Origin of the sequence: Sphingomonas aurea, assembly GCF_030678875.1 — a bacterium.
Lineage (GTDB): Bacteria > Pseudomonadota > Alphaproteobacteria > Sphingomonadales > Sphingomonadaceae > Sphingomonas > Sphingomonas aurea.
In genome coordinates, this window is the sequence record NZ_JAUUDS010000002.1 from 375,218 (window position 1) to 398,451 (window position 23,234).

Annotated in this window: 24 protein-coding genes and 1 pseudogene; 17 read left to right on the plus strand and 8 right to left on the minus strand. The window is 70.3% G+C overall.

Annotated elements, in window-relative coordinates; all coding sequences use genetic code 11:
• Positions 1 to 129 precede the first annotated feature (129 nt).
• The 3 genes from hmgA to Q5H91_RS07825 are packed head-to-tail and all read left to right on the plus strand — an operon-like array spanning position 130 to position 3,049.
• On the plus strand, positions 130 to 1,407 hold the full coding sequence (gene hmgA / locus Q5H91_RS07815; RefSeq protein ID WP_305172809.1) for a homogentisate 1,2-dioxygenase: 1,278 nt from the start codon (positions 130 to 132) through the stop codon (positions 1,405 to 1,407).
• Positions 1,404 to 2,693, plus strand: a complete 1,290-nt coding sequence (fahA, locus tag Q5H91_RS07820) for a fumarylacetoacetase (RefSeq protein WP_305172810.1) — start codon at positions 1,404 to 1,406, stop codon at positions 2,691 to 2,693. Before hmgA ends, fahA begins: the two co-directional genes overlap by 4 nt.
• Positions 2,690 to 3,049 (plus strand): Rieske (2Fe-2S) protein, encoded by a 360-nt coding sequence (locus tag Q5H91_RS07825; RefSeq protein ID WP_305172811.1) that lies wholly within the window; start codon positions 2,690 to 2,692, stop codon positions 3,047 to 3,049. The genes fahA and Q5H91_RS07825 overlap by 4 nt, the downstream gene beginning before the upstream one ends.
• 5 nt (positions 3,050 to 3,054) lie before the next feature.
• Here the strand turns inward: Q5H91_RS07825 and Q5H91_RS07830 are convergent, their stop codons facing one another.
• Entirely contained in the window at positions 3,055 to 3,735 is a 681-nt protein-coding gene (locus Q5H91_RS07830; protein WP_305172812.1) for a murein L,D-transpeptidase catalytic domain family protein, read from the minus strand.
• Positions 3,736 to 3,939: 204 nt separating this feature from the next.
• Here Q5H91_RS07830 and Q5H91_RS07835 point away from each other — a divergent pair, with 204 nt between their 5' ends.
• Complete coding sequence (locus tag Q5H91_RS07835) at positions 3,940 to 4,512, plus strand: L,D-transpeptidase family protein (RefSeq protein WP_305172813.1); 573 nt, start codon at positions 3,940 to 3,942, stop codon at positions 4,510 to 4,512.
• On the opposite strand, the gene Q5H91_RS07840 is transcribed toward Q5H91_RS07835, so the two are convergent.
• Both Q5H91_RS07840 and ykgO read right to left on the minus strand, forming a co-directional pair.
• Positions 4,509 to 5,162 (minus strand): HAD-IA family hydrolase, encoded by a 654-nt coding sequence (locus tag Q5H91_RS07840; protein WP_305172814.1) that lies wholly within the window; start codon positions 5,160 to 5,162, stop codon positions 4,509 to 4,511. The genes Q5H91_RS07835 and Q5H91_RS07840 overlap by 4 nt on opposite strands.
• Positions 5,163 to 5,185: 23 nt before the next feature.
• The gene (gene ykgO / locus Q5H91_RS07845) at positions 5,186 to 5,311 is read right to left on the minus strand and encodes a type B 50S ribosomal protein L36 (protein WP_003046794.1); all 126 of its coding nucleotides are present in this window, start codon (positions 5,309 to 5,311) and stop codon (positions 5,186 to 5,188) included.
• A gap of 138 nt (positions 5,312 to 5,449) precedes the next feature.
• Between ykgO and Q5H91_RS07850 the strand changes: the two genes are divergently transcribed.
• From Q5H91_RS07850 to Q5H91_RS07880, 7 genes are all read left to right on the plus strand, one after another.
• On the plus strand, positions 5,450 to 6,070 hold the full coding sequence (locus Q5H91_RS07850) for a DUF4136 domain-containing protein (RefSeq protein ID WP_305172815.1): 621 nt from the start codon (positions 5,450 to 5,452) through the stop codon (positions 6,068 to 6,070).
• The gene (locus tag Q5H91_RS07855) at positions 6,067 to 7,188 is read left to right on the plus strand and encodes a M14 family metallopeptidase (protein ID WP_305172816.1); all 1,122 of its coding nucleotides are present in this window, start codon (positions 6,067 to 6,069) and stop codon (positions 7,186 to 7,188) included. The genes Q5H91_RS07850 and Q5H91_RS07855 overlap by 4 nt, the downstream gene beginning before the upstream one ends.
• Before the next feature lie 425 nt (positions 7,189 to 7,613).
• Positions 7,614 to 8,300: a 2,3-diphosphoglycerate-dependent phosphoglycerate mutase gene (gene gpmA, locus Q5H91_RS07860; RefSeq protein ID WP_305172817.1), complete on the plus strand. Its 687-nt coding sequence runs from the start codon at positions 7,614 to 7,616 to the stop codon at positions 8,298 to 8,300.
• A 194-nt stretch (positions 8,301 to 8,494) separates the two neighbouring features.
• On the plus strand, positions 8,495 to 10,729 hold the full coding sequence (locus tag Q5H91_RS07865) for a TonB-dependent receptor domain-containing protein (protein ID WP_305172818.1): 2,235 nt from the start codon (positions 8,495 to 8,497) through the stop codon (positions 10,727 to 10,729).
• 82 nt (positions 10,730 to 10,811) lie between these two features.
• Positions 10,812 to 11,288, plus strand: coding sequence for a 5-(carboxyamino)imidazole ribonucleotide mutase (gene purE / locus Q5H91_RS07870; RefSeq protein ID WP_305172819.1), 477 nt, complete (start codon positions 10,812 to 10,814; stop codon positions 11,286 to 11,288).
• Positions 11,288 to 12,358 (plus strand): 5-(carboxyamino)imidazole ribonucleotide synthase, encoded by a 1,071-nt coding sequence (locus Q5H91_RS07875; protein WP_305172820.1) that lies wholly within the window; start codon positions 11,288 to 11,290, stop codon positions 12,356 to 12,358. The genes purE and Q5H91_RS07875 overlap by 1 nt, the downstream gene beginning before the upstream one ends.
• Positions 12,359 to 12,522: 164 nt before the next feature.
• Positions 12,523 to 13,152, plus strand: coding sequence for a peptidylprolyl isomerase (locus tag Q5H91_RS07880; RefSeq protein ID WP_305172821.1), 630 nt, complete (start codon positions 12,523 to 12,525; stop codon positions 13,150 to 13,152).
• A gap of 349 nt (positions 13,153 to 13,501) precedes the next feature.
• Here the strand turns inward: Q5H91_RS07880 and nth are convergent, their stop codons facing one another.
• Genes nth through tsaD form a run of 4 tightly spaced genes read right to left on the minus strand, consistent with a single transcriptional unit; the run spans position 13,502 to position 16,867 of the window.
• Complete coding sequence (gene nth, locus Q5H91_RS07885; RefSeq protein ID WP_305172822.1) at positions 13,502 to 14,146, minus strand: endonuclease III; 645 nt, start codon at positions 14,144 to 14,146, stop codon at positions 13,502 to 13,504.
• The gene (gene dapB, locus Q5H91_RS07890) at positions 14,143 to 14,871 is read right to left on the minus strand and encodes a 4-hydroxy-tetrahydrodipicolinate reductase (RefSeq protein WP_305172823.1); all 729 of its coding nucleotides are present in this window, start codon (positions 14,869 to 14,871) and stop codon (positions 14,143 to 14,145) included. The genes nth and dapB overlap by 4 nt, the downstream gene beginning before the upstream one ends.
• Positions 14,868 to 15,845, minus strand: coding sequence for an NAD(P)H-dependent glycerol-3-phosphate dehydrogenase (locus tag Q5H91_RS07895; RefSeq protein WP_305172824.1), 978 nt, complete (start codon positions 15,843 to 15,845; stop codon positions 14,868 to 14,870). The genes dapB and Q5H91_RS07895 overlap by 4 nt, the downstream gene beginning before the upstream one ends.
• Positions 15,842 to 16,867 carry a tRNA (adenosine(37)-N6)-threonylcarbamoyltransferase complex transferase subunit TsaD gene (gene tsaD, locus Q5H91_RS07900; protein ID WP_305172825.1) on the minus strand — a complete coding sequence of 342 codons (1,026 nt, stop codon included), beginning with the start codon at positions 16,865 to 16,867 and terminating at the stop codon, positions 15,842 to 15,844. The genes Q5H91_RS07895 and tsaD overlap by 4 nt, the downstream gene beginning before the upstream one ends.
• Before the next feature lie 54 nt (positions 16,868 to 16,921).
• On the opposite strand from tsaD, the gene hemC reads away from it, so the two are divergent.
• From hemC to Q5H91_RS07920, 4 genes are all read left to right on the plus strand, one after another.
• Positions 16,922 to 17,833 (plus strand): hydroxymethylbilane synthase, encoded by a 912-nt coding sequence (gene hemC, locus Q5H91_RS07905; RefSeq protein ID WP_305172826.1) that lies wholly within the window; start codon positions 16,922 to 16,924, stop codon positions 17,831 to 17,833.
• Positions 17,830 to 18,462 (plus strand): uroporphyrinogen-III synthase, encoded by a 633-nt coding sequence (locus Q5H91_RS07910; RefSeq protein ID WP_305172827.1) that lies wholly within the window; start codon positions 17,830 to 17,832, stop codon positions 18,460 to 18,462. Before hemC ends, Q5H91_RS07910 begins: the two co-directional genes overlap by 4 nt.
• A gap of 33 nt (positions 18,463 to 18,495) precedes the next feature.
• The gene (locus Q5H91_RS07915; RefSeq protein WP_305172828.1) at positions 18,496 to 19,422 is read left to right on the plus strand and encodes a hypothetical protein; all 927 of its coding nucleotides are present in this window, start codon (positions 18,496 to 18,498) and stop codon (positions 19,420 to 19,422) included.
• Between the two features lie 144 nt (positions 19,423 to 19,566).
• Positions 19,567 to 20,319 (plus strand): nuclear transport factor 2 family protein, encoded by a 753-nt coding sequence (locus Q5H91_RS07920; RefSeq protein ID WP_305172829.1) that lies wholly within the window; start codon positions 19,567 to 19,569, stop codon positions 20,317 to 20,319.
• Between the two features lie 15 nt (positions 20,320 to 20,334).
• Here Q5H91_RS07920 and Q5H91_RS07925 read toward each other — a convergent pair whose 3' ends face one another.
• Positions 20,335 to 21,147 carry a DUF72 domain-containing protein gene (locus Q5H91_RS07925; RefSeq protein ID WP_305172830.1) on the minus strand — a complete coding sequence of 271 codons (813 nt, stop codon included), beginning with the start codon at positions 21,145 to 21,147 and terminating at the stop codon, positions 20,335 to 20,337.
• Positions 21,148 to 21,410: 263 nt separating this feature from the next.
• On the opposite strand from Q5H91_RS07925, the gene Q5H91_RS07930 reads away from it, so the two are divergent.
• Positions 21,411 to 22,508 carry a helix-turn-helix transcriptional regulator gene (locus tag Q5H91_RS07930; protein WP_305172831.1) on the plus strand — a complete coding sequence of 366 codons (1,098 nt, stop codon included), beginning with the start codon at positions 21,411 to 21,413 and terminating at the stop codon, positions 22,506 to 22,508.
• Between the two features lie 320 nt (positions 22,509 to 22,828).
• A pseudogene (locus tag Q5H91_RS07935) lies at positions 22,829 to 23,234 on the plus strand (hypothetical protein); the annotation flags it as partial.

Here is a 23,234-nt window from a genome sequence, read left to right on the forward strand (position 1 = left end):
GGCACGGGGAGGGGGACCAGCGAAGCTGGTGGAGGGGGGCATCCACCAGCGCAACGCCCGCGGCCCGCCCCCTCCACCAGCCTACGGCTGGTCCCCCTCCCCGTTCCGGGGAGGATCTGAGAGGTAGAGATGACCCACTACATCCCCGGCTTCGGCAATCACGTCTCGACCGAGGCGGTGCCCGGCGCGCTGCCGGTCGGGCGCAACTCGCCGCAGCGCCCCGCCTTCGGCCTCTATGCCGAGCAGCTGTCGGGTACCGCCTTCACCGCGCCGCGCCACGAGAACCGGCGCAGCTGGCTCTACCGGATGCGGCCGACCGCGGAGCATCCTGCCTATGTGCGCTACACCGGTGCCGCGCGGTTTGCGCCGGGCACCAGCGACGCAGCCCTCGCGCCCAACCGGCTGCGCTGGGACCCGGTCGCCGACTCCGCCCCCGGCACCGACCTGATCGACGGCATGACGACGATGCTAGCCAACCGTCATCCCGCCGATCTGGAGGGCGTGGCGATCCACCTCTACGCCGCGAACCGCGACATGGAGTCGCGCGTGTTCATGAACGCGGACGGCGAGCTGCTGTTCGTGCCGCAGGACGGGCGGCTGGAGCTGCTGACCGAGCTTGGCCGCATGGCCGTCGCCCCCGGCCAGATCGCGCTGGTGCCACGCGGCGTGCGGTTTCGCGCGGTGCTGCCCGACGGCGCCGCGCGCGGCTACTCTCTCGAGAACCACGGCGCGCTATTCCGCCTGCCCGACCTGGGGCCGATCGGCGCCAACGGCCTGGCCAATCCGCGCGATTTCGAGACGCCGGTCGCCTGGTACGAGGATCGCGACGCGCCGACCGAGGTGATCCAGAAGTTCATGGGATCGCTGTGGACGACGACGCTCGACCATTCGCCGCTCGACGTGGTGGCGTGGCACGGCAACCTCGCGCCATGGCGCTACGATCTCGCCCGCTTCAACACGATCAACACCGTGTCGTTCGACCATCCCGATCCGTCGATCTTCACCGTGCTGACCAGCCCCAGCGACGTACCCGGCCGCGCGAACGCCGACTTCGTCGTCTTCCCGCCACGGTGGATGGTGGCGGAGGACACGTTCCGCCCGCCCTGGTTTCATCGCAACGTGATGTCGGAGGCGATGGGCCTCATCACCGGCGCCTATGACGCCAAGGCGGAGGGGTTCGCGCCGGGCGGGCTGTCGCTGCACAACCTGATGGCCGGGCACGGGCCGGACCTCGCCAGCTGGCAGGGCGCGTCCGCCGCCGAGCTGAAGCCGCACCGGATCGCGGGGACGATGGCGTTCATGCTGGAAAGCTGCTGGCCCTATCGTCCGACATCCTATGCCATCGAGCACGGCCAGCCCGATTACGACGCGGTCTGGGCCGATTTCCCGAAAGCCCGCCTGCCATGACGATCGACCACACCCATGCGCCCGAGCTGACCAGCTGGGTCGAGAGCGCCAACGGCCATGCCGATTTTCCCGTGCAGAACCTGCCGCTCGGCATCTTCGCGCCCTCGGGCGGTACGCCGCGACCGGGGGTCGCGATCGGCGACATGATCCTCGACCTGACCGGCGTCGCGGCGCTGCTGCCCGACGCGGTGGCGCCGGCGCTGACGGGCACGACACTCAATGCGCTGTTCGCGCTGCCCGTGGCGGATCGGGTCGCGCTGCGCCGGGCGGTGTCGCGGCTGCTGTCCGACGACGCCGATCAGGCGATCGTCGCGCCGATGCTCCACTGCGCCGATGAGTGCACGATGCACCTGCCGGCGGCGATCGGCGACTATACCGACTTCTATGTCGGCATTCACCACGCCAACAATGTCGGGCGCCAGTTCCGGCCCGACCAGCCGCTGCTGCCCAACTATAAATGGGTGCCGATCGGCTATCACGGCCGCGCCTCGTCGGTCCGGCCGAGTGGTGTGCCGGTGATCCGCCCCAAGGGCCAGCGCAAGCCGCCCCAGGCCGATGTGCCCGACTACGGCCCCAGCCGCCGGCTCGACTACGAGCTGGAGATGGGCGTGTGGATCGGCCGCGGCAATGCGCTGGGCGAGCCGATCGCGATCGGCGAGGCGGGGGAGCATATCGCCGGGCTGTCGCTGCTCAACGACTGGTCGGCGCGCGATTTCCAGGCATGGGAGTATCAGCCGCTGGGGCCGTTCCTCGCCAAGAATTTCCACACCAGCGTCAGCCCCTGGGTGGTAACGGCCGAGGCGCTGGCGCCGTTCCGCATCGCCCAGCCGCCGCGGCCGGAGGGCGACCCCCGCCCCCTGCCCTATCTGTGGGACGAGGGCGATCAGGCGCGGGGTGCGCTGGCGATCGAACTGGAGGTGCACCTGTCGACCGCCGCGATGCGCAAGGCCGGCACCGCTCCGCACCGGCTCAGCCATGGGCTCGCCAGCAACATGTACTGGACGATCGCGCAGATCGTGACGCACCACGCGTCGAACGGCTGCAACCTGATGCCGGGCGACCTGCTCGGCACCGGCACCATCTCCGCGGCGGACGACAGCGGCTTCGGCAGCCTGCTCGAGATCTCGCGCGGTGGCAGCCAGCCGGTGATGCTGCCGGGCGGCGAGACGCGGGCGTTCCTGGAGGATGGCGACGAGGTCGTGCTGACCGCGCGCGCCTCGGCAGATGGCTATGTGCCCATCGGTTTCGGCGCGTGCCGCGCGGACATCCAGCCAGCTCGGACGTGAGCGACACGCGCGTTCATGCCACGCCGGCGGGGGTGACGCTGGGGCCGCTCGACCTGATCGCCGACGGCAGGGCACGCAGCTTCGTGCTGCAGATGAAGGCGGGGCGGTTCCACGGCTTCGTCGTGCGGCGGGGTGACGCGGTCCACGGCTATGTCGACCGCTGTCCCCATGCCGGGCTGCCGCTGGCGCAGGTGCTGGACGATTATCTGACGCCGGATGGCGGACTGATCGCGTGCAGCTGGCACGCGGCGCTGTTCGCGGTCGAGACAGGGAATTGTGTCGGCGGACCGTGCATGGGGCAGGCGCTGACGGCGTGGCCGGTGACGGTTTCCGAAGGAAAGATCGTCACCGGCTGACGCGGTCACACCTTCGCGGCGTAGATCATCCGACCCTGGCCGAGGCGGGCGAAGACCTGGTCGAGGTCCTTCTCGCCGACCGCGAAACAGCCCTGGCTGCGACCGAGCATCCCGTGGGTGCGGATCATGTCGGGGTTGGCATACCAGGCCGAGTGGATCACCAGCGCGCGGCCGAGCGCGTTGCAGTTGGTCGGATCGAGCCCGATCAGCCGCTGCGAGCGACCGTGCTTGCCGACATAATAATCGCCGGTGACGAACGCGCCCTCCGACGAGGCATTGGAGCCGAAATCGTTGGAGAAGCGCTTCAGATAGCCGGTGTGCGCCGGGTCCGAGCCGCTGCCGTGCGCGACCAGCAGCGAGGTGCTGCGCCCGCTGGCAAGGTCGACGAAGTGGAAGCGCGGCTGCGACGAGCCGGCGGTAAAGTCGACGATCCCCATCCGGTCGCGCTGGGCGACGCGGCTGCCCTGCCGGTCGAGCGAGGCGAGCGCCTGGCGCAGCAGCTCGGGCCGGACGACGTTGGGCGAGACGAGCGGCGCGGCCGGCGCCTTGGCCGCAGCCTGCAACTCGGCGGTCGACAGCCGGCGGGTCGCGGAAGACACCGCACCCGGCACCGCCATAACCCCCGCGAACAATAGGCCATTCTTCAGAAGCGCGCGGCGACCGCGCGCGATATCGTGATCGTGCATCGACATCCCGGATCTTGGTTAACCCCGTGGACTGCCGGATAGCATGATTCGCATGAATATTCCGCTGCAATCCGAAATGGTTGCACGGGATCGGGCTCACCCTGTCCCGAACGGGTCACGCTTGGCCGACACCGCAGTGCGGCACGAACTCCCGCCCCGTGCGTTGAACGAGGTGAAGGGGAACGGAAAAGAGGGACGACCACGATGAAGCAGCTGATCCTTGCCACCGCAGCCTTGCTGGCGATCGCGCCGGTGCCGGCCTTTGCCAATGAGATCGCCGCAAATGTCGAGGAAGCCGCGGAAAGCCTGGCGCCCAACGCCTATGTCTGGAGCGATCCGGCGAATACCGATCCGGTCACGATCGTGGTCAGCATCCCCCAGCAGCGCGCCTTCGTCTATCGCGGTGACGCCCTGGTCGCGGCGTCGAGCGTCTCGACCGGCAAAGACGGCAACGAGACGCCGGTCGGCATCTATCCGATCCTGCAGAAGAACGAGATCCACAAGTCGAACCTCTACAACGACGCGCCGATGCCGTTCATGCAGCGGCTGACCTGGGACGGGATCGCGCTGCATGCCGGGCGCAATCCGGGCTTTCCCGCTTCGCACGGCTGCGTGCGGATGCCGACGCAGTTCGCCAAGCGCCTGTTCGGGATCACGGATCTGGGCACGACCGTGGTCGTGACCGACACGTATGTCGAGGGCCGCAAGCTGGACCGCGAACTGCTCATCACCGACGAGATGCGCGCGAATCAGGCGCAGCTGGCGGCGCTGCCCTAAGCGTCGATCGTGTGCCGACCGTCGGCGTTCGTTGACGCGGGCAGGCCGAGCGCGTCGAGGCGGGGCAGCAGGTCATCGATACCGGTGAAGTGGATCGCATGCAAGCCGATCGCTGCGGCGCCGGCGATGTTGGCGGCATTGTCGTCGATGAACACTGCCTCCTCCGCACGCAGCCCGAATCGATCGAGTGCGAGGCGGTAGATCGCGGCATCGGGCTTCACCAGCTTCTCGGCGCCCGAGACGACGATGTCGCGGAAGCGGTCGAACAGCGCGGCTTCCTGCGCGCGGAATGGCGGCCAGAATTCGTGGCTGAAGTTGGTGATCGCGAAGAGCGGCACGCCCGCCGCATCGAGTCGCTCGACCAGTTCGACCATGCCGGGGATCGGGCCGGGGATCGATTCGAGGAAGCGCGGCCCCCAGGCGGCGATCAGGTCCGCCTGATGCGGGTGGAGCGCGATCAGCTCTGCCGAGGTCTCGGCGAAATCGCGGCCGGCATCGTGCTGGAAATGCCAGTCATGGGTCAGCACGTCGCGCAGGAACGCGTCGAGCGCCGGACCCCGGGGGATCAGGCGCTCGTACAGGAACCGTGGGTCCCAGTCGTAGAGGACGCGGCCGATGTCGAAGATGACGGCCTCGGGCCGAGTCGACATCGCCTGACGTCCTGCCGTCGGCTTCAGCCCTGGCGGGCCTTGAAGCGGCGGTTGGTCTTGTTGATGACGTAGGTGCGGCCGCGACGACGGATCACGCGATTGTCGCGATGACGGTCCTTGAGCGACTTCAGCGAATTGCGGATCTTCATGGCTGACGGCTTTTCGTTGGATGTCTGGAAAGCGCCGCCGCCTAGTGGCAAGGGGGCGCCAAGTCAAGCAACGGACCGCCTGGTGCGGGCGTTGCACGTCTGTAAACGTCCTTCGCAGATCATAGCCACGAGGTTCCCATGCAGCGTATCGCCGTCCTCGCCCTTCCCCTGATCGCCCTGACCGGGCTGTCCGCCTGCGCCACCGGCCCGACGCTGCCGCCGACCGACGTCATCCGCTATCACCTGGGCGAGCCGCTGGAGCGGGGCACGATCCGCGTGGAGCCGCTGGCGGCCGAGGGCGCGACGCCCAGCATCGAGTTCAAGACCTATGCCGCCGCGGTCGAGACGCAGCTGCTGCGCAACGGCTATGCGCTGCCCGCCGCCGGTGCGCAGCCGCAGCTGGTCGCCACCGTCAGCTTCAACCGCGCCAACCGGGTGGGGCCGCCGCGCTCGTCGGGCCTGTCGATCGGGCTGGGCGGCGGCGGCTTCAGCGGCGGGCGCGGCGGCGGCGGCGTGGGCCTGGGCGGCGGCATCGGCATCCCGATCGGGGGCAGCCGCAACAGCGCGCTGGTCGAATCGGAGCTGGCGGTGACGATCAAGCGCCGCGCCGACCAGTCGCCGGTCTGGGAAGGCCGCGCCCACGCCATCGCCGACGCGCGCAAGCCCGATGCCGACGTGCAGGCGCAGGCGACCAAGCTGGCCACGGCACTGTTCACCGGCTTCCCCGGCGAGTCGGGGCGGACTATCGAGGTGCGATGAGCATTCAGATCAACGCCGCGTTCGACAGCGGCAACATCCGCCTGGTCGCGATCGAGGGCGACCGCGTCGACCTGGAGATCGTGACCGATCGGCAGTCGGACTTCTTCCAGTGGTTCTATTTCCGGGTCGCGGGCGCGGCGGCGGGGCGGACGCTGACGTTCCGCATCCTGAACGCCGGCCAGTCGGCCTATCCGTTCGGCTGGCCGGGATACAAGGTGCGCGCCTCGACCGACCGGCTGGCGTGGCGGATGACCGGGACGAGCTATGCCGACGGAGTGCTGGAGTGGCGGTGGACGCCCGACACCGCGCTGGCATGGTTCGCCTATTTCGCGCCGTACACGATGGAGCAGCACGAGGCGCTGGTCGCACGGACCGCGCTGGTGCCGGGGATGCGCCACCGCGAGCTGGGGCAGAGCCTGGACGGGCAGGCGATCGACTGTTTCGACATCGGTTCCGGGCCGAAGCAGGTCTGGATCTATGGCCGCCAGCACCCCGGCGAATCGATGACCGAGTGGTGGATGGAAGGCGCGCTGGAGCGGCTGGGCGACGCCGCCGACCCGGTGACGCGCGACCTGCTGGCCAAGGCGACGTTCCACGTCGTGCCCAACATGAACCCGGACGGCACGCGCCGCGGCCACCTGCGCACCAACGCGGCGGGGGTGAACCTGAACCGCGAGTGGCACGCCCCCTCGGCCGAGCGCAGCCCCGAGGTGCTGTGCGTGCTGGCAGCGATGGATGCGACCGGCGTCGACGTGGCAATGGACATCCACGGCGACGAGGCGATCCCGGCGAACTTCATCGCGGGGTATGAGGGCATTCCGTCCTGGACCGAAGCGCGGGGCGAGCGCTTCTATGACTATGGCCGGCGGCTGGCGGCGCACACGCCCGATTTCCAGACCGAGCAGGGCTATGTGAAGGCGGCGGCGGGGACGGCGAACCTGTCGATGTCGACCAACCAGGTGGCGGAGCGGTTCGGCGCGCTGGCGATGACGCTGGAGATGCCGTTCAAGGACCATGACCTGAACCCGGACCCGGAATTCGGCTGGGGATCGGAACGGTCGAAGCGGCTGGCGCATGCGATGCTGGAGACGCTGGCGGATGTGATCGACGGGGGTTGAGGGGGCGTCCCCTCGTCATCCCGGCGTTCGCCGGGATGACGCGAGAGGGAGGGTGTTCGCGCTGAGACGCTAAGAGAAGATAGTTATGTTCTCGCGAAGGCGCGAAGGCGCGAAGAGGATTTGGTTCACGCGGAGGCGCGGAGACGCGGAGGGGTTGCGTTCGGTCCTGCGGCAGCTTTTCATTATCTGACGGTGATGTTTCTGCGCGCTGGCGCGCAGGCTGCGCTATCTGCGCTATCTGCGCGAACCTCTTCTTCTCCGCGGCTCCGCGTCTCCGCGTGAACCTCAACTTCTTCTCTTTGCGCCTTCGCGTGAAAACATTTGACCGTGCAGAAGGCACTGGGCCCCCGCCTGCGCGGGGGAACGAGGGGGTGGAAGGCTTTCCGTTCGCCGACTATGCGGGCAGCGACACGAAAGGAACCCCGATGCCGCAGCTCGTCCTGATCCGCCACGGCCAGTCCGCCTGGAACCTGGAGAATCGCTTCACCGGCTGGTGGGACGTCGACGTGACCGCGCAGGGCGCGGCCGAGGCGCGGGCGGCGGGGGAGATGATGGCGGCCAAGGGCCTCGACTTCGACCTGACCTTCACGTCCTTGCAGACCCGCGCGATCAAGACGCTGAACCTGGCGCTGGAGGCGATGGGGCGGCTGTGGCTGCCGACCGAGAAGCACTGGCGGCTGAACGAGCGGCATTATGGCGGGCTGACCGGGCTCGACAAGGCGGAGACGGCGGCCAAGCACGGCGAGGATCAGGTGAAGATCTGGCGACGCAGCTTCGACGTGCCGCCGCCGGTGGCCGAGGCGGGCGGTGAGTTCGACCTGTCTGCCGACCGCCGCTATGCCGGGATCGAAATCCCACAGACCGAGAGCCTGAAGGACACGATCGCGCGCGTCCTGCCCTATTGGGAGGAACGGATCGCGCCGGAGCTGAAGGCGGGCAAGCGGGTGCTGATCTCCGCGCACGGCAACTCGCTGCGCGCGCTGGTCAAGCACCTGTCGGCGATCCCCGACGACGAGATTACCGGGCTGGAGATTCCGACCGGCCAGCCGATCGTGTACGAGCTGGACGATGCGCTGAAGGCGACGGATCGGTACTATCTGTCGGAGCGGTGAGCGGGGAAATACCCGCAGCTTCGTCATTCCAGCGCAGGCGGGAACCCATAGACGCTGACGTTGCGGTCAGATTCCCGCGCGTTAGCGAGTCTGGATCCCCGCCCGCGCGGGGATGACGACCATAGGGATTAACACGGACAAAAGCATGGACTGGCGCTTGCGCCAGACATGAGGCTGGTTCACCCTCGCCTCCGATGATCGCATTCGTCATGCTCGCGCTGGCCGCGCCGCCGCCGGTCCCGGCCGACGACGACGCGATCGTCGTCACCGGCGAGCGGGTCCAGGGCTCGGCGATCGGCGATGCGGCGCCGGTCGCGGTGCTGAACGGCGACGCACTGCGGTCGCTGGGCGCGACCAGCATGAAGGAACTGCTCGACCGGCTGAAGCCGCTCGGCCGGTCGGCGGTCGGGGGCGAGCCGGTGCTGCTGCTGAACGGGCGGCGCATCTCCGGCTGGGAAGACCTGCGCAGCATCCCGCCCGAGGCGATCGAGCGAACCGAGATCCTGCCCGAGAGCGAAGCGGGGCGCTTCGGCTATCCGCCGACGGTGCGGCTGATGAACCTGATTACCAAGAAGCATTTCCGGAGCCTTCAGGTGCAGCAGCTGCCCGGCATCACTACCGAGGGCGGTGGCGAAACCAATTACACCGAGGTCGGGTCGACACGGATCGACGGGCCGCGACGCGCCTCGCTCAGCGCGTCCTATCTCCGACTGAACCCGGTCTTCCAGAGCCAGCGCGACATCGTACCCGAACCCGGCATGATCGACCTGGGGCCGTACCGCACGCTGATCGGGCGGACCGACCAGGTCCGCAGCGAAGGCACGCTGGCGACGGTGCTGGGCAAGGTCGACGCCTCTGCCAATCTGTCGATGGAGGCCCAGCGTTCGACCGGGCTGAACGGGTTGCCGAGCGACGGCGTCGCCTATCTGCCGGGATCGCCGCTGCGCCAGCGGAGCACCGGGCTGACGCTACATGGCGGCACGACGGTGCAAGGGAATCTCGGCCGCTGGCTGTGGAACGTCACCGGCAGTTACGACCGGGTGCGCGGCACTGCTGTAGCGGAACTGGGTGTGGTGCCGGACGGGACGGCAGCCCAGCGGCCGGTCGCGCGCAGCCGGACGGCGACGGGCACGCTGGTCGGCAAGGCGGTGATGAGCGGCGCGCTGGTGCAGCTGCCCGCCGGGCCGGCGCAGCTGACGGTGTCGGCCGACTATGCACGCTCGACCAGCAGTGGGCGGCTGCTCGGCAGTGGCGATCCGTCGCTTGACCTGCAGCGCACGACGGGGGGCGCCAGCGTCAACGCCAGCGTCCCGATCGCCTCGCCCGAGCGCGGCGTGCTGGCGTTCGTTGGGCGGCTGAGCGCGAACGGGATGATCGGGGTGTCGGACGTGTCCGACTATGGCCGGCTGTTCAGCTCGAACCTGGGGCTGAACTGGGCGCCGCTGCGCGGGCTCGAGCTGAACGGCGCGGTCAACCGCACGCAGACGCCGCCGGCGATCGCGCTGCTGACCGCGCCGACGATCACCGCGCCCAACACCCCCTTCTTCGACTTCGCGACCGGGACCAGCCCGCTGGTCACGACGATCAGCGGCGGCAATCCGGCGCTCGACCCGGAGCGGCGGAGCGTCACGACGCTGGGCGTCGCGCTGTCGCCGATCCGGGGCAAGGAGCTGCGGCTGAACCTGGACTATGTCGATACGCGCATCCGCAACCAGGCGACGGTCCTCGCAGGGACGCTGCCGGCGATCCAGGCAGCCTTCCCCGACCGGTTCCTGCGCGACGAGGCTGGCGTGCTGACCCAGGTCGACGTGCGCTTGGTCAACTTAGCGGCCGAGCGCGAGCGGAAGGTCCAGCTATCGGCCAACTTCTTTACCCGGCTAGGCCCCGCACCCCCGCCGCCACCCGCCGCCGCGCCGGGGCAGCAGGCGAAGGACGCGCCGCCGCCTGCCCCGCCCAAGCCGCGGCCGACGCTCTATATGAACCTGACGGGCACGCTGCGGCTCGCCGACCGGGTGACGCTGCGCCCCGGCACCGCGCCGCTCGACCTGCTCGGCGGAGCGACGCTGGACGGCACCGGCGGGCGGCCGCGCTGGGAGCTGGAGGGCAATGCCGGGCTGGGCATCGGCCCGGTGAGCAGCGGCCTGTTCGCGCGGGTGCAGGGGCCGACACGGGTACGGGGCGACCTGGCGGCGGCGGACCTGCGCTTTTCCGGGCGGACCTGGCTGGTGCTGTACAGCAACGTCGATGTCGAGCGGATCGCCAAGGCCCCCTGGGCGAAGCGGATGTCGGTGCAGTTCACGGTCGAGAACCTGCTGAACGACCGCATCGATGTGCGCGACCGGACCGGCGCGGTGCCGAACCGGTTCCAGGGCGCGTTCCTCGATCCGATCGGGCGCTCCGTGCGGCTGGGCGTGCGCAAGCTCTTTTGACCGCGCTGACGCGGGGTGGGGGAGCGGGCTGGTGCCGTCATCAAATATTGCCACGCCGCGCCGCCGCCGCTAACCGCCGGCCATGACGCAGGTCGGCATCATCATGGGCTCGACGTCCGACTGGGACACGATGCGGCACGCCGCTGCGACGCTGGAAGCGCTGGGCGTCGCGCACGAGACGAGGGTCGTCTCCGCACACCGCACGCCGCAGCGGCTGTACGATTACGCGACCGGCGCCGCCGATCGGGGGCTGAAGGTGATCGTCGCGGGCGCGGGCGGCGCGGCGCACCTGCCCGGCATGGCGGCGGCGATGACGCACCTGCCGGTGCTGGGCGTGCCGGTCGAGTCCAAGGCGCTGAAGGGCATGGATAGCCTGATGTCGATCGTGCAGATGCCGGGCGGCATCCCGGTCGGCACGCTGGCGATCGGCAAGGCGGGGGCGATCAACGCCGGGCTGCTTGCCGCCGCGATCCTGGCGCTGGGCGACGCGGATCTGGCCGAGCGGCTGAAGGCATGGCGGCAGGCGCAGACCGACGCGGTCGCGATCGAGCCCGCCTGATGTCGGGGCAGGGTCTGGCGCCCGGATCGACGATCGGCATCCTCGGTGGCGGGCAGCTGGGGCGGATGCTGGGCGTGGCGGCGGCGCAGCTCGGCTATCGCACCCATGTCCTCGCCCCCGATCGCGAGAGCGTGGCGGCGCAGACCGCATCGGTGACGACGCGTGCCGATTACCACAACCGCATCGTGCTGGCCGATTTTGCCGCCGCCTGCGACGTCGTCACCTACGAGTTCGAGAATGTCGCGGTGGCGCCGGTCGAGTGGCTGGCCGAGCGGGTGCCGGTCCACCCCCATCCGCGCGCGCTGGCGGTGGCGCAGGAGCGGGCGGCGGAGAAGCGCTTCGTCGAGGGGCTGGGCGGGCGTCCCGCGCCCTGGGCGCCGGTCGACAGCCTGGCCGATCTGGAGGCGGCGCTGGCGCGGATTGGCTATCCGGCAATCCTGAAGACCAGCCGCTTCGGTTACGACGGCAAGGGGCAGGCGGTGATCCGCGACGCCGGCGGCGTGGCGGCGGCGTGGGAGGCGATCGGCGGGCCGGCGGTGGTCGAGGGCTTCATCGCGTTCGAGCATGAATTCTCGATCCTGATGGCGCGGGGACAGGACGGCGCGGTCGCGCTGTACGACGCGCCGCTGAACGTCCACCGCGAGGCGATCCTGCGCACCTCGACGGTGCCGGCGCCGGCGGCGGTGCTGGCGCAGGTCGACGCGGCGAGCGAACTGGCACGGCGGATCATGGCCGAGCTGGACTATGTCGGCGTGCTGGCGTGCGAGTTCTTCGTCGGCGCGGACGGGCCGGTGTTCAACGAGATGGCGCCGCGCGTGCACAACAGCGGCCACTGGACGATCGAGGGGGCGGAAACCTCGCAGTTCGAGAACCATGTGCGCGCGATCTGCGGCCTGCCGCTGGGCTCGACCGCGCTGACGGGCACGGGCGCGACGATGCGCAACCTGATCGGCGACGATGACGGGCTGGCCGCGCTGGGCGATCCGGGCGCGCACCTGCACCTGTACGGGAAAGCGACGGCGCGGCCCGGGCGGAAGATGGGGCATGTGACCATGGTGGGGCGCGGGTGACTCCATTCCTCCCCTGTAAGGGGAGGTGGCATGGCACAGCCATGACGGAGGGGTGTCGACGGTGGTTTAGGTCGGGACTTCACCGCTGGCGGGGACACCCCTCCACCACCGCTTCGCGGCGTTCCCCTCCCCCTTGCAGGGGAGGATTTGATTAGGATGGTCCCATGTTGAAACTTGCTCTGGTTCTGTTGGCGATAGCGGCGGCGCAGGAGCCTGTTCCCTCTCCCACCCCGACTCCGACCCCGACCATTTCCGCCACGCCGCGGGCCGGCACGGTACGGGTCACGATCGCCACCGCCGAGGGCCCTATCCTGGTCGAGCTTGAGCGCGACAAGGCGCCGGTCACCGTCGCCAATTTCCTGCGCTACGTCGATGCGAAGCGGTTCGACGGGACCAACTTCTACCGCGCGATGAAGCTGGGGGAGAGTGCCGGGCTGGTGCAGGGCGGGGTGCGCAACCAGACGAAGCTGATCTTCCCGCCGATCGCGCACGAGCCGACGACGAAGACCGGGCTGACCCATGACGACGGCGCGATCTCGCTGGCGCGGGCGGAGCCGGGCAGCGGGCGGGGCGATTTCTTCATCGTCGTGGGTTCGGTGCCGACGCTGGACGCCAACCCCGCGGCGACGGGGGACAAGCTGGGTTACGCGGTGTTCGGGCATGTCCTGTCGGGCATGGACGTGGTGCGGCGGATCCTCGCGGCGCCGACCTCGCCCACGGCGGGGGGTGCGGCGATGCGCGGGCAGATCCTGTCGGCGCCGGTGCGGATCACCTCGGTGCGGCGGGTTCGATAGGGTTTCGCGCGGAGGCGCGGAGACGCGGAGGGTGTCTCGTGCGCGGTAGCGCACCGGCTTTGCCTCGGCCTGGTGATGGGCGGTGGCCGCGCGGCTGGATGCAACCCCTCCGCGGCTCCGCGGCTCCGCGTGAACCTTCATCGAACGATGATTTTCGCGCGAAGGCGCAAAGACGCGAAGGTGTTGCGGATGAGGGGGCGGCAGCTCTCTATCTGCGAGAATGATTGGAAGGGTGCGCTGTCGCGCACGGGACCTCATCGCGTCTTTGCGTCTTTGCGCGAACATCCGTCTGTCGTTCGGGGACGAAGGCACTGGGTCCCCGCCTTCGCGGGGACATGGGGGATGACGATCAGGCCGTCGGCGCCGGCGTCTTCGGTTTGTACGCGCACAGGTCGGCGACCGGGCAGCGCCAACATTCGGGGCGGCGGGCCTTGCAGGTGTAGCGGCCGTGAAGGATCAGCCAGTGGTGCGCGTGGAGGCGGAAGGGTTGGGGCGTGGCCTTGTCCAGCTTCAGCTCGACTGCCAGCGGGGTCTTGCCGCGCGCCAGGCCGGTGCGATTGCCGACGCGGAAGATGTGGGTGTCGACCGCGAACGTCTCCTGCCCGAAGGCGGTGTTGAGGACGACATTGGCGGTCTTGCGGCCGACCCCAGGCAGGCGTTCGAGCGCGTCGCGGTCGGCGGGAACCTCGCCGCCATGGTCGGCGAGCAGCATTTCGCTGAGCGCGATCACGTTCTTGGCCTTGCTGTTGAACAGGCCGATGGTGCGGATGTGCTGCTTCAGCCCGTCCTCGCCCAGCGCGACCATCTTCGCCGGCGTATCGACCTCCGCGAACAGGGCGCGGGTGGCCTTGTTGACTCCGACGTCGGTCGCCTGCGCCGACAGGGCGACGGCGACGAGGAGCGTATAGGGATTGGTGTATTCCAGCTCGGTTTCGGGATGCGGGTTCGCCTCCGCCAGCCGGCCGTAGAATTCGAAGACGTCGGCCCGTTTCACAGGCCGAGCACGTCGCCCATGCGATAACGGCCGGCGGACCGGCCGGCGAGCCACAGCGCCGCCTTCACGGCGCCGCGCGCGAAGATCGAGCGGTCCTGCGCATAGTGGCCAAGCTCGATCCGCTCGCCCTCCCCGGCCAGGATGACATTGTGGTCGCCGACGACCGATCCGCCGCGCAACGCGGCCAGGCCGATCGTCCCCTCGCACCGCGCGCCGACCAGCCCGAAGCGCTCGTCGACACGCAGTTCCGACAGGGTCGAGCCGCGGCCGCCCGCCGCCGCCTCGCCGAGCAGCAATGCGGTGCCGGACGGGGCGTCGAGCTTGTGGCGGTGGTGCATCTCGACGATCTCGATGTCCCAGTCGGGGCCGAGCCGCGCCGCCGCCTCGCGCACCAGCGTCGCCAGGAGGGTAACGCCGAGCGAGGTGTTGCCGGTCTGGAGCACGGCGACGTCGCGCGCGGCGGCGTCGATCGCGGCATGCTGTGCGGCCGAGAGGCCGGTGGTGCCAATGACGATCGGCGTGCCGGCGGCGACCGCGGCGGCGAGGTGCGCCTCGACCCCGCTGGCGGTCGAGAAGTCGAGCAGCACGTCGGCGGTCTGCGCGAGGGGCGCGGGATCGTCGCCCGCGTCGGCGCCGCCGGCCAGCGTCGCGCCGGCCAGCTCGATCGCCTCGGCGATCGCGCGGCCCATGCGCCCGCTGCTGCCATAGATCCCGATCGCGGTCATACCCCCTCCTCCCTCAGCGGCCGGGCAAGCAGCGCGCCGATCACCTGCGCCACCGCCGCGCCTTCGAGCAGCCGGCATACCGCCTCGCACACCGGCATGTCGACGCCGGCCTCGGCCGCCGTCTGAAGCAGCACGGGGGCGGTGAAGGCGCCCTCCGCGACGGTGCGGCGGTCGGCGAGCAGGCTGGCGGCGGACTCGCCGCGGCCGAGCCCGACGCCGAGCGAGAAGTTGCGGCTGCTGGTCGAGGAGCAGGTAAGGACCAGGTCGCCCAGCCCCGACAGCCCGGCTAGCGTCTCCGCCCGCGCCCCGCGCGCCAGGCCGAAGCGCGTCATCTCGGCAAAACCGCGCGCGATCAGCGCGGCGCGCGCGTTCTGGCCGAGGCCGGCGCCCTCGACCACGCCGCAGGCGATGGCGAGCACGTTCTTGACCGCGCCGCCGATCTCCGCGCCGATGACGTCGGTCGAGGCATAGGGGCGGAAATGCGGGGCGGCGAGACGCTCGGACAAGGCGGCGCGGACCTGCGCGTCGGCGCAGGCCAGCGTCACCGCTGTCGGCAGGCCGCGCGCGACTTCGTGCGCGAAGGTCGGGCCGGACAGGACGGCGATCGGCGCCCGCGGGTGGATGGCGGCGGCGACCTCCGCCATCAGGCGGCGGCTGCCCGCCTCGATCCCCTTGGCGCAGAGGACCAGCGGGCGGGTGCCGATAGCAAAGCCGGAGAGGACACAGCCCAGATGCTGCGCGGGCACGACGACGAGGAGCGCGTCGACCGCGTCCAGATCGGCCGCGTCGGTGGTGGCGCGGATGGTGGGGGCGAGGGTGATGCCGGGCAGGTAGAGCGGATTGCTGCGCTCGCGCGTGATCGTTTCGGCCAGCGTGGCCCCGCGCACCCAGAGCAGCACCTCGCGACCGCCGAACGCGGCGACCTGCGCGAGGGCCGTGCCCCATGCGCCGCCGCCGATGACCCCTATCCTCATGCCTTCACCCCGGCGCCGCGCACCGCCTCTGCCGCCGGGTCGAGCGGCCAGCGCGGGCGGGCGGCGGTGTCGAGCGGATCGGTGAGGCCGGCGGCGAAGCGCTCGGCCCCCGCCCAGGCGATCATCGCGGCATTGTCGGTGCACAGCCACAGGGGCGGGGCGACGAAGCGGCGGCCATGCGCCTCCGCCAGCGACCGCAGCGCGGTGCGGACCGCGGTGTTGGCGGCGACACCGCCGGCGACGACCAGCGTCTCCGCCTGCGGCGCGGCGGCGAGGGCGCGGGCGGTGCGGTCGACCAGGCAGTCGATCACCGCCTGCTGGAACGAGGCGGACAGGTCCTCCGGGCTATACTGGTCGACCGCCCGGGCGACGGCGCTCTTCAGGCCGGCGAAGGAGAAATGCGGCTCGGCCGCGCCCTTCAGCGGGCGGGGAAGCGCGACAGCCTGGGGGTTGCCGGCCGCCGCCGCGCGCTCGACGGCAGGACCGCCGGGAAAGCCGAGGCCGAGCAGCTTGGCGGTCTTGTCGAACGCCTCGCCCGCGGCGTCGTCGATCGTGGTGGCGAGACGGCGATAGCGGCCGACCCCCTCGACCAGCAGCAGCTGGCAATGGCCGCCCGACACCAGCAGCAGGAGATAGGGAAAGGCGAGGTCGGGATCGCACAGGCGCGGGCTGAGCGCGTGACCCTCCAGGTGATTGACCGCGATCAGCGGCTTGTCCGCGGCATGGGCGAGCGCCTTGCCGGTGACCAGGCCGACCATCACGCCACCGATCAGGCCGGGACCGGCGGTCGCGGCGACCGCGTCGACATCGGCCGGGGTGACGTTCGCGTCGGCGAGCGCCGCCTCGACCAACGGCGCCAGCGCCTCGACATGGGCGCGGGCGGCGATCTCGGGAACGACGCCGCCATAGGGTGCGTGCGCCGCCTCCTGCCCCGCCAGCCGGTGGGCGAGGACCTGCCGGTCGCCGGTGACGAGCGCCGCCGCGGTTTCGTCGCACGAGGATTCGAGGCCGAGGATCAGCATGGCCGGGCTTGTAGGCCGGTTGCCGCCCTTGTCCAAGACACGCTAGGCGGGGCCATGGTCGAGTTCAGATTGGGCACGCGCGGGTCGCCGCTGGCGTTGACGCAGGCGCGGATGGTGCGGGCGGCGCTGTGCACGGCGCATGGCTGGGCGGAGGACGCGGTGGAGCTGGTGGTGATCCGCACCACCGGCGACCGGGTACAGGACCGCGCGCTGGCCGAGATCGGCGGCAAGGCGCTCTGGACCAAGGAGCTGGACCGGGCGCTCCTGGCCGGCGAGATCGACGCGGCGGTCCACTCGATGAAGGATGTCGAGACGGTGCGGCCAACGGCGATCCGCATCGCCGCGATGCTGCCGCGCGCCGATGTGCGCGACCGGCTGATCGGGGCCGAGAGCCTCGACGACCTGACGCCCGGCGCGGTGGTGGGGACGAGCAGCCCGCGGCGGCGCGCGCAGCTGCTGGCGGTGCGGCCGGACCTGCGCATCGTGCTGCTGCGCGGCAATGTCGAGACGCGGCTGGCGAAGCTGGCGGCGGGCGAGGTCGATGCGACGCTGCTGGCGGCGGCGGGGCTCGACCGGCTGGGGCGTGGCGAGGTGGGTCATGCGCTCGCCACCGACGCGATGCTGCCGGCGCCGGCGCAGGGGGCGGTGGGGATCGAGGTGCGGGCCGACGATGACGCCGCCCACGCACGGGTCGGGGCGATCGACGACGCGGCGACCCATGCCTGCGTGGCGGCGGAGCGGGCGCTGCTGGCGGCGCTGAAGGCCGATTGCCATTCGCCGGTCGCGGCGCTGGCGGCGCTCGCGGGGGAGACGCTGGTCCTCCGCGGCGAGCTGCTGGCGGAGGACGGGTCGGCACGGATCGAGGGGTTCGTCGAGGGCGTGGCGACGGACGATCTGGGCGCGGCACTGGCGGCAGACCTGCTAGCGCGGGCGCCGGAGGCGGTGCGGCGGCTGTTCGCGGCGTGAGCCGGTCGCTGGCGGTGCTGCGGCCCGAGCCGGGCAATGCGCGTACCGCCGCGGCGATCGAGGCGCTGGGGTTCACCGCGATCCGGCTACCGCTGTTCGCGGTGACGCCGGTGACGTGGCGGGCGCCCGATCCCGCCGGTTACGACGCGCTGGTGGCGACCAGCGCCAATGCGTTCCGTCACGGCGGCGCCGAGCTGGCGCGACTGCGCGCACTGCCGGTCCAGGCGGTCGGCGCGGCGACGGCGGCGGCGGCGCGGGCGGCGGGGTTCGCAGTCGCGACGGTGGGGACAGCCGATGCGGCCTCGCTGATCGCGGGCCTGCCGGGGCGACTATTGCATCTTGCCGGGCGCGAGCGGGTGGCATTGGCGGGGCTGGACGCCATCACGGTCTATGCCGCCGATCCCGTGCCGGTCGACGCGGGCGTGCTGGCGGGCAGCGTCGTGCTGCTCCACTCGGCGCGGGCGGCGGCGCGGCTGGCGGAGTTCGGCATCGCGCGTGACACGGTGCGGCTGGCGGCCTTGTCGACAGCGGTGCTGACGGCAGCGGGCGGGGGCTGGCAGCGTGTGGCAGCGCTCGACCGGCCCGAGGACGAAGCACTGGTCGCCCTTGCGGTGCAGCTGGCCGATTGACCGCGCGAGGGCTTGCGAGGATAAACGCCGCCGATGAGCAGCCACCCGCCCTATGGCACGCAGCCGCCACGCCGACGCGCCTGGGTCTGGATCGCGCTGCTCGTGATCCTGGCCTTCGTGATCGGCGGGGTCGCGACCAGCTACGCGATCCGCGAGGGCTATGACTGGGGCAGCACGCTGCACCTGACCGGCGACAAGACCAAGGCGGTGGGCACGGCGGAGGCGCCGGGCTTCGTCCCCGCCCAGCCGCTGGGTGCGGCGGGCGAGGCACCGGCGGTCGATCCGGCCGCCCTCGTCTCGCGCGAGGCGGCATTGGCCGGGCAGCTGACCGCGCTGGAGGCCCGCGCCGCCGCCATCGCCACGGACGCCGCCGCCGCGGGCGCCCAGGCGACACGAGCGGAAGCGCTGATGGTCGCCTTCGCCGCGCGGCGCGCGATCGATCGCGGCACGGGCCTGGGCTATCTGGAAGAACAGCTGCGCACCCGCTTCGTCGCGGCCCAGCCGCGCGCGGTGGCGGTGGTAATCCAGGCGGCACGCACCCCGGTGACGACCGAGGATCTGCGCCAGGGCCTGGACGCGATCGCGCCGACGCTGCAGACCGGCGCCGACACCGGCTGGCTGACCCAGATGCGGCGCGAGCTGGGCCATCTGGTGGTGCTGCGCGAGGAGGGCACGCCGTCCGCCGCACCGGTCGACCGGCTGGCGCGCGCACGGCGGCTGCTCGACGACGGGCAGGTCGACGCGGCACGCGCCGAAGTGGCGCGGCTGCCCGGTGCGGCACAGGCAGGGGCGTGGCTGGCGGCGGCGCGACGCTACGCGCTGGCACATCAGGCGCTGGACGTGATCGAGACGGCGGCGATCCTGGGACAGGCGCAGGGTGCGCAGCAGCCGGTGCGCACGACCACCCCGCCGCCGATCACGACGACGCCAACGGCACCGGTGGTGAGCGCGACGTCCTAGGACCGATCGGCAGCGAACGATCTCGGACATTTCGCTGCCACACCGACTTCGAGCCTCGATCGATCATCGACGTGGGTTGCCACAGTGTATCGCTGATGTAATACACCTACCCCTGACCGACATTCATCGGCGGGGGAGAAGACTATGCTGCTGATGGCGTTGATGATGGCGGATGCTACGCCCGCGCGAGCAACGCCGGCGCCCGTATCGATCGAACAGCAGGTCAGGGCGGCGGACGACGCCTATTGGACGGCGTTCAACGCCTGCGACGAGGCAGGCATGGCCGCGGCGCTCTCGCCCGACATCGAGTTCTATCACGACAAGACCGGTGCGACGATCTCTCGCGGCCCGGTCGTCCGGTCGCTGATGGATGGTCCGTGCGGCACGCCCGGCCTGCACGTCCGACGCGAGGTGGTGGCAGGGTCGGTGTCCTATGATGCGGTTCCCGGCTTCGGCGCGATCTCGACAGGAAGGCACCGCTTCTACGCGCGGCGCGATGGGCAGAACGAACGGCTGGATGGCGAGGCGCGCTTCGCGATCGTCTGGCAGGACCTGCACGGCAGGTTCGTCATGCGCCGCGTGCTGAGCTACGCGCACGGACCAGCGCTCGACCAGCCGGTAATGCCGTCCGTCGACATTCCGCCGGTGACGTTGCGGCGCTATGTCGGGGTCTATGCCTCTGCGATGGGGTCGATCGCGGTCACGCTGGTCGACGACCGGTTGCATCTGGCGTCGGGCGACCTGGCGACGGACCTCGTGCCGGTTGCCACGACAGTGTTTCGTGCGCGGGACCGCCCTCTCCTGTTCGAGTTCGCCGGACCCGATGGCGGGCCAGGGACGATAACGGTACGGGAGAACGGCGCGATCGTCGCAGAGGGGGTCAGGACAGCACGCTGACCGCCGGTACGGTCGTCAGCCCCGCAACCGCTCGATCATCGCCATGGCGCCGTGGGGCGCGCGGACCTTGGCACCGTTGATGAAGAAGACGAAGGTGTCGCGTGGGGTCACGGGCGCGGGGTTGGCCGCATAGGGCAGGCCCTGGGGCGAGCCGCCGCTGGCCCATTCGCGGGCGCGGGCAGTCCACTGGTCCAAAGCGGCGGGCGTGTAGCCGGTGGGTTCCTCCTCCACCGCGGCTTCCAGACGGGCATAGACGAAGTCGCCGGACACGTCGGCGATCGCCGGATAGTCGGCCGAGTCGGCGAACACGATCGCCACCCCTGCCCGACGACACAGGTCGACGAAGCGCGGGTCGGCGAAGCTGTCGTGGCGAACCTGGACGGCGTGGCGGAGGGTGACGCCGTCGTGCGACGAGGGCAGGAGTTGCAGGAAGGCGGCGAAGTCGTCCGGCTCGAACTTCTTGGTCGCCATGAACTGCCACAGGATCGGGCCGAGCCGGTCGCCCAGCTCGACGATGCCCTGCCCGACGAAGCGCGCGACCGACTCGCCTGCCTCGGCGAGCACCTTGCGGTTGGTGCAGTATCGCGACGCCTTCAGCGTGAAGACGAAATTGTCGGGCACCTGCGCCGCCCAGCCGGCAAAGGTCGCAGGCTTGAAGCCTGAATAATAGGTGCCATTGACCTCGATCGCGGTCAGCTGGGCCGCCGCGTGTTCCAGCTCGCGCTTGTGTGGCAGGCCGGCGGGATAGAAGGTGCCGCGCCACGGCTCGTACGTCCAGCCGCCGATGCCGGTGCGGATGATGCCGCGGTGTGCGTCCCTGCTGGTCATGTCGCCGGTGTACGACCGGCGCCACGATCGGGAAAGTGGTGACACGTGCCGAAAAACAGCAGGCTACCGGACTATTATGCAAATCCGCCCGTATCGATCCGGGACAGCTCTCTCCGCGAAGTACAGGAAAGCGGCGCCGAACGGCACATCAATCGTTGTCATTTCAATCACGTGGCATTTACTTTGATCCAGATTAATGTTGAGCTGTCGGCGGGCCGATAAGTGCTGAATACAGGTGCGGGGGCGCACAACGGGAGGTGGCGATGCTGGGCATCGATCTTGTCGCACGACCCGTGAAGGGGGAAACGCCGGTGGCGGCGACCGCAGCGACGGAGCCGCTGGCGCGCTTCGTCGAGGGGCTGTGCCGGGCGATCGGCGCGGTGGCCGGTTGCCTGGTGCTGGACGACGATGCGCCGACCGACCGCGAGCGACTGGCCCATGGCCGCGCCGCCGTCGATCCGCTCGCCGACGCGGCGCTGACCGTGCTGCTGGCCGCGGGGCATGTGCCCGGACGGCGCGGTCATGCCTGGCTGCGCGAGGCGACGATGTCGGCGTACCGCGCGCTGCTGCTCGACACGCCGATGGCGGGGACGAGCGCGCATCTGCTGCTGGTGTTCGACCACCGCGCGCTGGAGGATGCCGACACGTTCGCGCAGGTGATGGCCGCCGCACCCGGACTGGCGGCGGCAGCGGGCGCGATGCACGAGACGTGGCTGCAGAATGACAGGGCGGCGGAGCGCCAGCGGCTGCTGGCGGGCGTGATGAACCAGAGCGAGTGCGGCATCATCCTGGTCCGCGCCGATCACAGCGTATCGTTCAGCAACCTGGCGGCGCAGGCGATCCTGGCGGCGCGTGACGGCGTCGAGCTGCGTCGCGACCAGTTGCGCCCCACCCGCTATCAGGATGCGATCCGGTTCCAGGCGGCGCTCGACCATGTGCTGGCACTGCCCGCCGAGTTGGGTGCGCCCAGCCGGCACAGCATGATGCTGCTGCTCGACCGGCCGGAACAGCAGCGCCCGCTGATCGCGGTGATCGCCCCCGCCGCGGCGGAAAGCGCAGAGGGCGGTGCGGCGGCGATCGTCTATGTCATGCGACCCGAACTGAGCGGATTGCGCGGGGTGGAGGTGATCTGCCAGCTGCACGGGCTGTCACCCGTCGAGACGCAGCTGGTCGCACGGCTCGTCGCGGGCGGCACGCTGAGCGAGGCGGCGGCGGAGATGCGGATCAAGCCCGACACGGCACGCGCCTATCTGAAGCAGGTATTCGCCAAGACCGACACGCATCGACAGGCGGACCTGATCCAGCTGGTAATCCGCTATCAACGCGCGGTCAGGGGCGATTTCCTGTTCCACGCGGCCTAAATACCGGCCGCCATCGGAGACGATAAGGTGATCGTTCGGCGCGACCTTCGTCGCGGCGAACTGTCGCCGTTCCTGATGTAGGTTATCCCACTTTGAAACACCTTTCGGTCCCATTTCGGGACAACGCCGAATAGGCCGATTGTTACATGTCCGTTCCCCCCAGATGAAGGGGGCGATTTTACCCGTTCCGGCACGGTCATTTCGCCCAGATGCAGGGGGCGGGCGAAAATCATTAATGGCTAATTAACCGATGTTCCGATGGAACGGACAGTTCTCCCAGGGAGGTCACTGTCCTTGTCAGTATCGAGAGGACAACGGGGATGAAAACCAGTCTCATCATCAGCACGTCGGTTGCCGCACTGCTCGCCGCGACCGCAAGCATTGCCAGCGCACAGGACGGATCGGCCGGCGGCGGCACGTCGGCGGCGGCGGACAGCAGCCTCGCCACCGGCGATATCACCGTGAGCGACAGCGGCAACAGCACGCCGACGACCACCACGACGACCAGCACCGACGGCAGCTACAACGGCGGCAACAGCTCGTCGATGGACAACAGCAATCGCTCGTCCAACACCTCGGTCGCAGACAGCGGCAATTCGATGGACAACAGCAATCGTTCGTCCACCGACAACAGCAACAATTCGACGACCCGCTCGGTCGCCGACAGCGGCAACAACACCACCAACACCTCGGTGGCGGACAGCGGCAACAGCTCGTCGATGGACA

Coding starts and splice junctions, on each gene's coding strand:
- Q5H91_RS07835 (WP_305172813.1), top strand. CDS start 3,940: ATGAAGCAGCTGATCCTTGCCACCGCAGCCTTGCTGGCGATCGCGCCG.
- gpmA (WP_305172817.1), top strand. CDS start 7,614: ATGCCGCAGCTCGTCCTGATCCGCCACGGCCAGTCCGCCTGGAACCTG.
- hemC (WP_305172826.1), top strand. CDS start 16,922: ATGGTCGAGTTCAGATTGGGCACGCGCGGGTCGCCGCTGGCGTTGACG.
- Q5H91_RS07925 (WP_305172830.1), bottom strand. CDS start 21,147: ATGACCAGCAGGGACGCACACCGCGGCATCATCCGCACCGGCATCGGC.
- Q5H91_RS07915 (WP_305172828.1), top strand. CDS start 18,496: ATGAGCAGCCACCCGCCCTATGGCACGCAGCCGCCACGCCGACGCGCC.
- Q5H91_RS07920 (WP_305172829.1), top strand. CDS start 19,567: ATGCTGCTGATGGCGTTGATGATGGCGGATGCTACGCCCGCGCGAGCA.
- purE (WP_305172819.1), top strand. CDS start 10,812: ATGACGCAGGTCGGCATCATCATGGGCTCGACGTCCGACTGGGACACG.
- Q5H91_RS07840 (WP_305172814.1), bottom strand. CDS start 5,162: ATGTCGACTCGGCCCGAGGCCGTCATCTTCGACATCGGCCGCGTCCTC.
- Q5H91_RS07895 (WP_305172824.1), bottom strand. CDS start 15,845: ATGAGGATAGGGGTCATCGGCGGCGGCGCATGGGGCACGGCCCTCGCG.
- fahA (WP_305172810.1), top strand. CDS start 1,404: ATGACGATCGACCACACCCATGCGCCCGAGCTGACCAGCTGGGTCGAG.
- Q5H91_RS07880 (WP_305172821.1), top strand. CDS start 12,523: ATGTTGAAACTTGCTCTGGTTCTGTTGGCGATAGCGGCGGCGCAGGAG.
- Q5H91_RS07830 (WP_305172812.1), bottom strand. CDS start 3,735: ATGCACGATCACGATATCGCGCGCGGTCGCCGCGCGCTTCTGAAGAAT.
- dapB (WP_305172823.1), bottom strand. CDS start 14,871: ATGACCGCGATCGGGATCTATGGCAGCAGCGGGCGCATGGGCCGCGCG.
- tsaD (WP_305172825.1), bottom strand. CDS start 16,867: ATGCTGATCCTCGGCCTCGAATCCTCGTGCGACGAAACCGCGGCGGCG.
- Q5H91_RS07865 (WP_305172818.1), top strand. CDS start 8,495: ATGATCGCATTCGTCATGCTCGCGCTGGCCGCGCCGCCGCCGGTCCCG.
- Q5H91_RS07875 (WP_305172820.1), top strand. CDS start 11,288: ATGTCGGGGCAGGGTCTGGCGCCCGGATCGACGATCGGCATCCTCGGT.
- Q5H91_RS07850 (WP_305172815.1), top strand. CDS start 5,450: ATGCAGCGTATCGCCGTCCTCGCCCTTCCCCTGATCGCCCTGACCGGG.
- hmgA (WP_305172809.1), top strand. CDS start 130: ATGACCCACTACATCCCCGGCTTCGGCAATCACGTCTCGACCGAGGCG.
- Q5H91_RS07855 (WP_305172816.1), top strand. CDS start 6,067: ATGAGCATTCAGATCAACGCCGCGTTCGACAGCGGCAACATCCGCCTG.
- ykgO (WP_003046794.1), bottom strand. CDS start 5,311: ATGAAGATCCGCAATTCGCTGAAGTCGCTCAAGGACCGTCATCGCGAC.
- Q5H91_RS07930 (WP_305172831.1), top strand. CDS start 21,411: ATGCTGGGCATCGATCTTGTCGCACGACCCGTGAAGGGGGAAACGCCG.